The 11,497-nt window shown below is 75.9% G+C and carries 6 protein-coding genes; 1 reads left to right on the plus strand and 5 read right to left on the minus strand.

Going from position 1 to position 11,497, the window contains the following annotated elements; translation table 11 throughout:
• Positions 1-8: 8 nt before the first annotated feature.
• Positions 9-4,160 (minus strand): hypothetical protein, encoded by a 4,152-nt coding sequence (locus tag AC3EVP_RS30530; RefSeq protein WP_435135502.1) that lies wholly within the window; start codon positions 4,158-4,160, stop codon positions 9-11.
• Positions 4,161-4,285: 125 nt separating this feature from the next.
• Here AC3EVP_RS30530 and AC3EVP_RS30535 point away from each other — a divergent pair, with 125 nt between their 5' ends.
• A complete protein-coding gene (locus tag AC3EVP_RS30535) occupies positions 4,286-5,449 on the plus strand; it encodes a helix-turn-helix domain-containing protein (RefSeq protein ID WP_435135504.1) in 1,164 nt (387 codons plus the stop codon).
• A 34-nt stretch (positions 5,450-5,483) separates the two neighbouring features.
• Here AC3EVP_RS30535 and AC3EVP_RS30540 read toward each other — a convergent pair whose 3' ends face one another.
• The 4 genes from AC3EVP_RS30540 to AC3EVP_RS30555 form a co-directional block, all read right to left on the minus strand.
• Positions 5,484-6,533, minus strand: a complete 1,050-nt coding sequence (locus tag AC3EVP_RS30540; protein WP_435135506.1) for an SDR family oxidoreductase — start codon at positions 6,531-6,533, stop codon at positions 5,484-5,486.
• On the minus strand, positions 6,530-7,900 hold the full coding sequence (locus AC3EVP_RS30545) for a cytochrome P450 (protein ID WP_435135508.1): 1,371 nt from the start codon (positions 7,898-7,900) through the stop codon (positions 6,530-6,532). Before AC3EVP_RS30545 ends, AC3EVP_RS30540 begins: the two co-directional genes overlap by 4 nt.
• A 90-nt stretch (positions 7,901-7,990) precedes the next feature.
• A complete protein-coding gene (locus AC3EVP_RS30550; protein ID WP_435135510.1) occupies positions 7,991-9,142 on the minus strand; it encodes an alpha/beta hydrolase in 1,152 nt (383 codons plus the stop codon).
• Positions 9,139-11,493, minus strand: a complete 2,355-nt coding sequence (locus tag AC3EVP_RS30555) for a thioester reductase domain-containing protein (RefSeq protein ID WP_435135512.1) — start codon at positions 11,491-11,493, stop codon at positions 9,139-9,141. The genes AC3EVP_RS30550 and AC3EVP_RS30555 overlap by 4 nt, the downstream gene beginning before the upstream one ends.
• Positions 11,494-11,497 lie beyond the last annotated feature (4 nt).

Genomic DNA, 11,497 nt, shown 5'->3' on the forward strand with positions numbered 1-11,497 from the left:
GCCCCGGGTCAGTACGAGAACTGCTGGATCTGCTCGTCGTACGCCCCGTAGGTCCAGCCGGTCCGGGTGGCCGGGTCGAGCTGGATCGTGTCGTTCGGCGCGGAGTGCCCGCCGAGCGTGACACCGGTGACGGTGCGCAGCACCTTGCCGGTGGCCAGGTCCACCACGACCAGTTGCCCGGTCGCGTTGTTGTCCGGCACGTACATGCCCGCGCCGAAGTACGCGGTGCCCGCGGGTGAGGCGTAGGAGACCACGGCGATCTTGTGGGTGCCGTCGACCGCGAGGGAGGCCGGCTTGCCCAGGCGTACGCTCGCCGATCCGTCGGTGCCGACGGCGGCGCTCGCGCCGGTGGCCTCGTCGATGCCGGAGATGACGCCGGTGGGCACGATGTTCACGCTGATCTCGGTGGCCGACAGGTTGTACAGGGTGCCGGCGCCGTCGGAGGCGATGCCGTGGCTGCACGCCGAGGTGCTGCCGTCCGCGGTGACCGTGCGTGCGGTCAGGTCGACGCGGGCGACGGTGGCGCTGCCCAGGCAGTTGAACGCGCCGGCCTGGCGGGCGAGCAGCACCGCGCCGGTGGAGCGGTCCACGGTCAGCAGCCCGTAGGACCCGGCGGAGACCCCGGCCGGGTCGGCGGGGATGGGGGCGGCCGCGGTGCCGTCGGCCAGGTCGACCGGCAGGACGAGGTCGCCGCCGGCGCCGTGCAGCAGCAGGGCGCCGCGCCGGTGGGCGGCGTCCACGCGGCCGGTGACGTAGGCGCCGTCGGCCGTGGTCAGCGCGGTGCTGCCCAGGAGCGTGTCGGCCGCGGTGTTCCACGTCTCCACCCGCACCGCGCCGTCGGCGGTGCGGTGCACCAGCAGCGCGCGGTCGTCGGTGGCGCCGACCACCTGGTAGGCGGAGCCGGCCGCGGGGTCGGCGGCGAAGGCGGCGCCGTAGCGGCCGGTGGCCGTCGCGTAGTGCCGGACCTCGCTGCCGCCGGCGGCGGTGGCCAGCGCGGCCACCGAGTGGGCGCCGTCGGCGGCGAAGCCGGTCACCGAGGAGCCGGCGGGGGCCAGGCCGTCGTCGAAGGCGAGCGTGGACAGCGCGGACGCCTGGCCGACGACGTGCCCGGAGCGGTCCAGCGCCAGGACCCGCACCCCGTAGCTGTCGGAGCCGGTCAGGCCGAGCGCGGCGGCGTCCAGGTGGGCGGTGCCGGAGGCGCCCGGCACCGCGCGGTGAGCGGCGGAGGGGGCGTCCACGCCGTCGTCGTCCAGGCCGGTGCCGTTGGCGTTGGTGAACGTGTTCAGCGCACCGTAGGAGGTGGGGCCGGGGGCGGAGAACTCCAGCTCGGCGCTGTGCGCGCCCGGCACCGCGCGCACGTCGTAGCGCACGTCGAACCCGGGGGCGGCGCGGGTGGGTTCGGCGCTGTGGCCGGGGGCGGTGGCGGCGGTGGACAGCAGCGGCGCGCCGGGGCGCTGCGCGGCGGTGGCGCCGGCCACCCGGATCGGGGCGAACTCGCCGTAGCCGGTCTGCTGGGGGTTGCCGCCGTAGCCGTACTGGACCACGCCGATGCCGTAGATCCCGCCGCCGGAGGCGAAGGCGGCGGCGGGGATGGTGACGGTGCCCTTGTCCGCGGTCAGCGCCTGGTGCCAGGCGGCGGTGAACAGCGGGGCCAGCTGCGGGTTCCAGTGGCCCGCGGTGGACACGACCAGTTGCGGGTCGGACGTCTTCGCGACGCCGGTCAGGTCGTAGGAGACCTTCACCGCCTGCCCGGCGGCGACGACCGAGGGCGCGGTGGGGGCGGCCGCCTCGGCGTAACGCCCGTCGCTCGTGCCGACGGTGAGGGTACGGCGCTCGCTGGCGACGGTGTGGCCGCCGGTGGCCACCGCGTAGGTGACGGTGACCTGGCGGTCCGCGGTGGCGGCCACGGGCAGCCCGGCAGCGGCCAGCAGCCGGGTCGGGGTGACGCGGATCGCGGGCGTGGCGGAGCGGAAGACGGTTTTGCCGACGGTGAGGGTGTAGGAGGTGCCGGGGCCGGTCCGGCCGGTGACGTCGCCGGCGAAGGTGACCGGGCCGGCCAGGCCCTCGCCGTCGCCGCCCGCGGCCATGTCGTCCAGGTCGATCCGGTTGGGGTCGGTGCCCTCCAGGAAGTCGCCGCCCAGGCCGCCCTGGGTGACGCGGTGGGCGACCGCGACCCGGACCAGCGCCGGGTGTGCGGGTGCCTTGCCGCCGAGCGCGCGCTCGGCGGCGGCGGTCACGTCGATCTGCGGGCCGACGTGCAGGGTGCGGTCGATCTGCGGCGGAGTCGGCACCGCGCGGCCGGTCTGCTCCAGCACGTCGCGGACCTGCTGCGGGGTCAGCGCGCGGCCGCCGAGCCGCCCGGCCTGGAGCACCACGGCGGCGGCCGCGGCGATCTCGGGCGCGGAGGCGGAGGTGCCGCCGTTGAGCGAGACGTCGACGTCCTGGGCGGAGCCGCCGGCCGGGTGGGAGAAGGCGAGGATGTTGTCGCTGGGCGCGGACAGGTCGACCCGGGTGCCGAAGCCGGAGGAGAAGCTGCCGAAGCCGCTGAGGCGGGTCTCGGCGGTGGTGGCGGGGCCGTCGGCGCCCTGGGCCAGCGTGTCGTCCAGGGTGCTGCCGCCGGCGGCGATGGCGCCGGTGTCGGGCACGCGGGTCGGTGTGGTGGACAGCGCGTCGTCGTCGATGGTGGTCGGCTGCTCCCGGCCGGTCGCGGTGTCGGTCGGGGTGCTGCCGCCGTCCGGGCCGACCGAGGCCGGGGTGTAGAGGCGGGTGCCGTCGTTGGAGGAGATCGTCACCACGATGTGGTCGTGCTGCACGATCGACGCGACGACCGAGCGGATCACCGGGTCGTCCTCCAGGTAGCGGCCGGGCAGGCCCTGCGCGTCGGTGCCGAAGCCGAGGCTCGCGGTGATCACGTCCGGCCGCGGTGTCTGGTCGGCCGCCGCCAGCAGCGCGCCGGCGATCCGGTCGGTGGTGGGCTGCTCGGGCACCACCAGCCGGTAGTTCGCGCCGGGGGCGATGCCGAGCAGGTCGGTGTAGCCGCTGCCGGTGGCCGAGGCGCGCTGCTGGTCGTGCGGCAGCGGCGCCATCACGCCGAAGTCGAGCATCACCTCGTCGAGGGTGGCGTCCTGCTGCTCGGTGGCGGCCGTGCCGTCCAGGCCGCCGGCGTCCTTCGCGACGTACGCCGGGATCAGCGGCATCGAGGGCAGGTCGAGGTAGCGCTGGCCGTTCCGGAGCACGGTGGTCGGGCCGTTCTCCTGGACGTAGGTGTCCCCGGCGTCGGCCATCGACTGGTCGGTGAGGTCGCCCACCGACACGTTGGTGATGGTCTCGCCGGTGCCGGGCTGCTGGCCGAACTCCCCCTTCAGCACCGCGTAGGCGCCGACCGCGTCGACGCCGCCCGCGTTGAGGAACGCCTGCGCGGAGTCGGCGAGGGTGGCGTTGGCGGGCACTGCGGCGGCGGCCTGAGTGCCGGTGCCCGGCGCCGCCTTCGTGGCGGGGGTGTGCGCGGTGGCGGGCGCGGTGGCGGACGCGGGCAGGCGCTGGGCGCCGGTGTTCATGGTGTTGACGTAGCGGTCGGGTTCGGCCGCGGCCACGCCCGGGCTCTTCGCCAACTGGCGGGCCACGGCGGCCGTGTCCTGGGTGGAGGTCCGCAGCACGTAGGTGCGGCCGAGGTCGGGGGCGCTCGCGCCGAGCCGGTCGCGGGCGGCGCCGGTCAGCGTCGCGGCCGCGGATGCCGAGACGCCCGGCAGCAGCGGGCTCAGGGACTGCGCGCCCGCGGCCTTCAGCTGCGCGTCGAGCGTGGTGTTGCTGGTGAGGGGGCGGCGCGCGGCGATCCGGGTGCCGGGCACGGCGGCGCCGGTCACGGAGGTGCCGGCGTCGAGCGTCACCAGGACCTGCCCGGGCACGGCGCCTTGGCGCTGGGCGGTGGGCGGGGTGGGCGCGGAGGAGGTGCCGAGCGGCGAACCGGCGGCGGTGGGCAGGGAGTTGCCGGACGCCGCCGCGGAGGCGGGCGCGGCCGGGGCGGAGAACGCGTGCGCCCGCGGCGTCGCCGCTGACACCGTTGTCGGAACGGCCGCGGCGGTGGCGACGGCCGTGAGGACCGCCACCACGGCGGTACGGGCGCGGCCTCTTGCCCTGCCGGGCGGTGTGGAGCGGCGCATGGAACACCTTCCGACGAAGGGAGTGCGGGTGCGGGCGCACAGGGAAGTGGGCGGGCGCGTCCTCGGCGGCCTCGTCGCCGCGGGGAAGCGCCCTGTGCGGTGGAAGATGCCAACCGGCGCCGATCATGCGCAAGATGTTCACGCTGGCCGGGTTGTGCCAGGTGGCGGGGGTCCGCCAGACGACCTGCGGGGAGACCATGAAACTTGACGTGCTGGGACTCGGTGGCGAAACAGAGCGCGTCTACACCGTGCTCGTCGGCCTGCCGCGGTGCAGCGCCTCGGAGTTGGCGCACGCCTGCGGCGCGAGCACCGCGGCGGTCGCGAAGACGCTGGGGGCGCTGGTCGCCAAGGGCCTTGCCACCCGCGCCGGGAGCCGGCCGCCGCGCTTCACCGCCGCCCCGCCCGACGTCGCGGTGACCGCGCTGATCCAGGACCGGCAGCGGCAGTTGGACGCGGCGCGCTCGCTGGTGCAGCGGCTGGCCGAGACGCACCGCGAGGCGCTGCGGATCAACGACCCGGACATCGCGGTGGAGTTGCTGACCCGCCGTGAGGACATCAGCGCGGCCGCGGGCCGGTTGATCAACGAGGCCGAGCGCGAGGTGCGCGCGTTCGACCTGCCGCCGTACATCGACCGTCCCGGCAGCAACCTCCAGCACCAGCTCCAGCGCCAGCGCGTCGGCGTGGTGCACCGCGTGATCTACTCGCGGGACGCCGTGGCCTGGCCCGGGCGGCTGCTCGACGACATCCTGCCGAGCGTGGCGGCCGGCGAACAGGCCCGGGTGCGCGGTGAGTTGCCGCTGAAGCTGGTGATACGCGACACGGTGGCCGCGCTCATACCCTTCAGCCTGTCGGCCGGCGGGCACGCGGCGGCGTACCTGGTGCACCCGTCGCCGATCCTGGCCGCGCTGGAGGCGCTGTTCGAGGCGGAGTGGGACCGGGCGGTGCCGCTCGCCGCGGCCGGGGTCCCGGGTGCGGCCTCGGGTGCGGGCGCGGCATCGGGTGCGGCACCGGTCTCGCGTACGGTGCCGGTCCCCCGTACGGTGCCGGTCTCACGTACGGCCGAGGCCGCCACCCCGGGCGAGGCCGCGGCGGTGTCGGCGGCGCCGGGCGAGGAGACCCGCACCCTGCTGATGCTGCTGGCCTCGGGGCTGACGGACGCGGCGATCGCCCGGACGCAGGGCTGGAGCACGCGCACCACGCAGCGCCGGGTCCATGACCTGATGACCGCGCTCGGCGCGACCACTCGCTTCCAGGCCGCCCTGGCGGCCGCCCGCCGCGGCTGGGTGTGACCCCGCGGCGGGCGGGCGCGGCCGGCCCGGCAGGTCAGGCGCGGACCTTGCGCCGGTCGGGGGCCAGGCCGAAGGCGATCAGGCTCTCCGCGGCGTCCAGTATGGTGGCCGCCGGGTCGCGGCGGGTCCAGCCCAGTTCGCGGAACGCCTTGTTTGACGTGGTGCGTTCCAGGGGGCCGAGGTAGGTGGCGGCGAGGCGGACGGCGGGGTCGAACAGGCCCGCGGCCCGCACGACGAAGTCCGGCAGCTGCCCGGTGGGGACCTTGGCGTAACGGGTGGCGAGCACCCGCGCGATGTCCCGCATCCACAGGTTCTCGCCGGCGCACAGGTAGCGGTTGCCGGGCGCCGCCGGGGACTCCATGGCCAGGCGGTGCGCGGCGGCGACGTCCCGTACGTCGGTGACGGCGAACGCCATCCGCGGCGACGCCGGCACCTCGCGCCGCAGCAGCCGCCCAAGCACCTCCATCGTCGTGTTGACCCGCGGGGTCAGCAGCGGCCCGATCACCATCCCGGGGTTCACCGCGACGAGGTCGAACCGCTGCTCGGGCGGCAGCGCCTCCACCAGGTCCCAGGCCGCGCGCTCGGCGAGCGTCTTGCTCTTCTGGTAGGCGTCGCAGCCGTCCGGGTTCGACCACACCGTCTCGTCCAGCCGCTGGTCGGAGCGGGTGGCGTGGCCGAAGATGACCGCCGCCGCGGAGGACGTCAGCACCACCCGGCGCACGCCGCCGTCCCGCGCGCAGGCCGTGAGCACCCCGCGGGTGCCGTCGACGGCGGCGGCGAGCAGGTCGTCCACGTGCGCGGGGATGCTGGCCGGGAAGGGCGACGCCACGTGCTGCACATAGGCGCAGCCCGCGACCGCCGCGGCCCAGCCCTTGTCGTCGGTGAGGTCGGCCTCCACCAGTTCCAGCCGGCCGCCGGCGCTGGGCGCGAGCGCCTTCTCCAGGGTCTCCGTCGCCGGGTCCGCCAGGCTGCGCACGGTGCCGCGGACGCTGTAGCCGCGGTCGAGCAGGTGCTTGGCGCAGTGTCCGGCGACGAACCCGGTCACGCCGGTGACCAGGACGCGTTCCCCGCCCGCCCCGCTCACGCCGTGCCCTCCGCGCCCGGGGCGGCAGCGGTGCCCGGCCGGCCCGCCGCCACCAGCCGCACCCGCAGCCCGTCCTTCGGCCGGGGCACCGTCGTACGGTCCCAGGACACCTCGTAGCCCTCGTCCGTCGACCAGGCGAAGCGGTTGAGCACCTGGTGCATGATCGCCTTGATCTGCATGCCGGCGAAGTGCTGGCCGATGCACTTGTGCAGGCCCGCCCCGAAGGGCGACCACGCCTGCTTGTGCACCTTGTCCTCGCGGCGCTCGGCGGTGAACCGCAGCGGGTCGAAGCGCTCCGGCTCGTCCCACCACTCGGGCATGTGGTGGGTGAACTGCGGCAGTGCCAGCACGAAGGAGCCGCGCGGCAGCCGGTGGCCGAGCACCTCGGTGTCGGCGACCGCGACCCGGGGCAGCGCCGGCACCGGGGCGTCGATCCGCAGCGTCTCCTTCATGACCAGGTCGGTGCTCGGCAGCCGGTCGAGCTGGTCGAAGGTCAGGCCCGCGGTGCCCAGGGCCCGGCTCTCGGCCCGGCAGCGCTCCTGCCAGTCGGGCCGCTGGACCAGCCGGTACATCATCGACGTGACGGTGGACGTCGTCGTGTCGTGGGCGGCCTGGAGCAGCGCGATCATGTGGCAGACGACCTGGTCGTCGGTGAAGACGTTGCCCTCGTCGTCCCGGGCGCCGCACAGCACGCTGAGGAAGTCGTCGCCCGGCTCCGCGCGCCGGGCCGGGATCTGCGCGCGCAGGGTCTGCTCCAGGACCCGGCGGGCGCGCAGCCCGCGCGACCAGCTCAGCCCGGGGACCGGGCGCCGGACGAACGCGGTGCTGGCCCGCAGGCAGTCGGTGAAGGCGTCGTTGACGCGCGCCGCGTCGGCGCCGAGCCGGATGCCGGCGAAGGTGCGCGAGGCGATGGCGAGGGTGAGCTGCTTCATCGCCGGGTAGACCCTGGTCTCCGGCTGCCCGGCCCAGCCGTCGATCTGCTCGGCGATCGTCTCGTTGATCCCGTCGAGGTAGGACAGCAGGTGGGTGCGGGTGAAGGCGCCGCCCATGATGCGCCGCTGCCGGAAGTGCGCCTCCGCGTCGAGGTAGGCCAGTCCGCCGCGGAAGAAGGCACCGTTGATGTAGCCCCAGGCCGGTCCGGCCTCGAACGCCTTGTCCCGGTCGACGATCGCCACGTCGAGCGCCTCGGGCCCCAGCAGCACATGCCACCTGCGGCCGATGAGGTGTGCCTCGGAGACCGGGCCGAACCGGTCGTAGCGTTCGCGTGCCCACTTCTGCTGGTCGCGCAGGAAGGGAATGGTCTCGCCGATCAGCGGCAGACCCCTGCGGCCGGGGGTCTGCGGCGTGGTGACGGCTGGTGCGGTCACGGTGCTTCCTCTCTCGATGCCGTGGTGGCGGGTGCGGGGGGGCGGGGGGCGCGGGGGCACGGTCGCCGGGGGGCGCGGGGGCCGGGCTCCTCAGCTCCGTGCGCCGAGGAAGTCGACGACGTGCCCGAACACGTCGAGCGCGGCCCCCCGGCCGATGAAGGTGTCCAGGTGGCCGTAGCCGGGGATCTCGACGTACGCCACGTCCAGTTGCGGCTGCCGCCGGGCCAGGACGTCGCGGCACAGCCGCTGGGAGTCCAGCCACAGGCCGTTGTCACTGCCGGCCAGCAGCAGGACGGGCGTGTCGATGCGGGCGGCGGCGTCCAGCGCGTTGGGCGGCAGGGCCCGGTAGCGGTGGTCGGTGTCGTGCCAGCGCACGACCGTACGGGCCTGCGCGATGCGCCGCAGGTGGGGCACGATCCACAGCGGCGCCGGGCCGAGGAGTTCGGCGAGGCGGCCGTGGGTGGCGTCGGCCAGGTGCTCGTGGACGAAGAGCGAGGCTCCCGACCCCCAGGCGGAGTGGTGCAGCATCTGGCAGGTCGGGTCCGGGCAGTCCGCCCGGCGGCCGGCGAGCGCGAACAGCGGCGTGTACTTCGACCACAGCCCGACCGTGCGGAAGTCCACCGGGATGTGGTCGATCCGGGACCTCAGCAGCTCCCACCCGACCGACATCCGCAGCGAGGTGCTGCCGGCGAGCTTCGGGGTGAGGAAGACGCCCTGGGACACCACGCCGGCCAGCCCCGGCACCAGTCCGGCGGTCATGCTCAGCGACAGCGCGAGGGCGCCGATGCAGTGTGCGACCACGAACAGCGGGCGCTCGCCGATCCGGTCGCGGACCCGGCGGACGGCCTCGGGGAGGTCGTACAGGGCGACGTCGTCGTACGTGTACCTGCGGCCGGTCGCGTTGTAGGGCAGCCGGCAGCTGCCGCGCCAGTCCAGCAGCCAGGGCTCGTAGCCCTCGTCGAGCAGGACGTCGACGAGGTTGCGGGTCTCGGGCAGCAGGAACATGTCGGCGGACGCGGTGTGCCCGTGCAGCAGCAGTACCGCGGGGCGGCCGGTCTCGCCGGTGTCCACCCGGGTCAGGCCCAGCCGGACGCCGTCGGCGGTGTGGAAGGGGATCTCCTCCACCCGGGCGGGGTCGAGGCGGTGGTGGAGCGGCCGCAGGGCGGCGGCGCTCCTGACCCTGCGGACCGCGGGCCGGGCAGCGGCGGCGGCGCGGGAGGTCGTCCTGGTCCGGAAGGTCATCGGCGGCGCTCCGTGGGGGTGGTGGTACGGCGCAGGTCGAGCAGTTCGGCGGCGGCGCGGGTGAACGGGCCGAGCAGGCCGCGGCCCATCTCCAGGCCGAACCAGCCCAGCCAGCCCAGCTTGGCAGCGCGCTGCTCGGCTGCGGTCAAGCGCGGGTCGAACCGGATGCCGTCGATCTGGTCGCGGACGTAGGAGCCGGCGGGGACGACGATCTCGCCGGCGAGCAGCGCGGGTTCGCCCGCGCGGCCGATCTCAACGGTCAGCGCCCGCGTCTGCCGCCACACGTCGCGGCGGGCCCGGGCGTGCTTGCGGCCCGTGAGCCACCAGCGGCCGCCGCCGGCGTCGGCCAGCTCCAGCCGGTAGGCGAGCAACGGGTGCCGCGAGCCGTGCTGTTCGGGGATGCCCTCGTCGGGGCGTACGACGATGGCGCCGCGCGTCACCGTGACCGGCTCGGGGTGCAGGGCCGGGCAGTTCAGCTCGCCGCGCACGTCCACCCGGCGCTCGGCGACCAGTTGGTGCATGCTCGCGATCGACAGGGTCAGCTCGGTCGAGCAGGGGGTGTCGGCGGGGCCGCCGGGCGGCCCGACGCGGCCCTCGGCGTGCTCGGTGAACCACAGGTAGGGCGGGTCGTCCCTATCCGGCAGCCGGGCCAGGCCGTCGGCGGCGAGCTTCTCGAACGTCTTCAGCTGGGCCCGGGCGTCGTACCGGGCGGCGGGTGGCAGCCCGAGTGCCGCGACGAGCGCGGCGGTGCGGTCGTCGGTGGCCGCCGGGCCTTCGAGGGTGGCCTCGCACAGCCTGAGCGCGGTGGGGCTGCGCAGCAGCCGGGTGAGGAAGTCCAGTTCGGGGACCGGGTCGGCCGCCAGCCGCGCGAGGGCGTCGGCCCGCCAGGTGTCCCAGTCCTGCACCCGCACGTGCATGCCGCCCAGCGCCATGTCCCGTACGACGTCGTCGAGCGTGTTGGGGACGCCGGTCAGGTGGTAGTCGTAGCCCCACGCGTCGGGCTCGCACACCACCGCCACCGCGGTACGGCTCACCCAGTCCACGGGCGCCGCGTTGAGGTGGCGGAAGGCCGGGACGGTGCGGAAGCGGCTGAAGGCGGCGAGCAGGCCGCTGCTGAGGTCGCGCGGGTTGTGGGCGCCGGTCCTGGTGTGCCCGCCGATGCCGCCCGGGCGCAGCGCGGTGACGACCAGGCCGTGGTCGCGGGCACGCCGCAGTGCCACCTCCGCCGCCCACTTCGACTGGTCGTAGCCGGCCACGAGGCGGTCGACACGGGCCAGCGGGTCGTCCTCGCCCATGGCGGTGATGCCGACCTCGTTGAAGACCGCGACGGAGGAGACGTGGTGCAGCGGTTTGGGCCGGCCGGCCGCCGCGAACTCGGCCAGGGCCAGGGTGCCCAGGACGTTGCTGCCGCGCAGCGAGGGGTAGCCGCGCAGGAAGTCCACGGCCGCGCCCACGCCGACGACCGCGTCCACCTCGTCGGCGAGCGCGGTCCACCGCTCGCCGGTCAGGCCCAGCCGCGGGCGGCGCAGGTCGCCCGGCAGCACGCTGACGCGGCGGCGGACCTCCGAGGACCAGGGCAGCCGGTAGCTGGTGAGGGCCGCGCCGAGGCGGGCGGCGGCCTGCTCCTCGTCCTCGGCCCGCACCAGGCAGTGGACGTGGGCGTCGCTGTGCCGCAGCAGGTCCAGGAGCATGTGGCCGCCGAGGAAGCCGGTGGCGCCGGTGAGCAGGATGCGGCGCGGCGGCACCGGCTCGGGCGGCCCTGTGAACGGCAGGCGGTCGGCGAGGGCGAGGTCGGCCAGGATCTGGGCGAGGTCCTCCGGGCGCGCGGCGGTCCGCGGGTCGTGGGCGGTGGCGGGCGCCGGGGGCGGGGACGCGGCCCGGACGGGAACGGGTACGGGCGCGGGTACGGGCGCGGGCGCGGCGCCCGCGTGCTCCAGCCGGCGCCGGGCGATGCTCAGCGGGCGGGCGTCGGCGAAGACCTCGTCCAGGTCGAACCGGACGCCGAGCGTGCTCTCCAACTCCGCGACCAGTTCCACCGCGTGGACCGACGTCCCGCCCGCGTCGAAGAAGTCGGCGTCCGGCGCGAGGTGCCCGCCGGGCAGGCGGCGCCCGGCCGCGGCGGCGATCGTCGCGGCCAGCGCGTCGAGTTCGGTGCCGCCCGAGGCCGCGGGCGCGGGGCCCGGGCCGGTGGCGGGGGCCGGTTCCGGCGGGGCGGGCTGCGGGGGCGGTGCCGTCCTGACCCTGGCCAGCAGGTCGGACACGGTCAGCCCGCTGCCGCCGCCGCGTTCGATCGACTCGGCAGTGGCCCGGGTCCGGGCGTACGCCGCGGCGGCGTCGTCCACGTCAGCCATGAGT

This window comes from Actinacidiphila sp. bgisy144 (genome assembly GCF_057708105.1).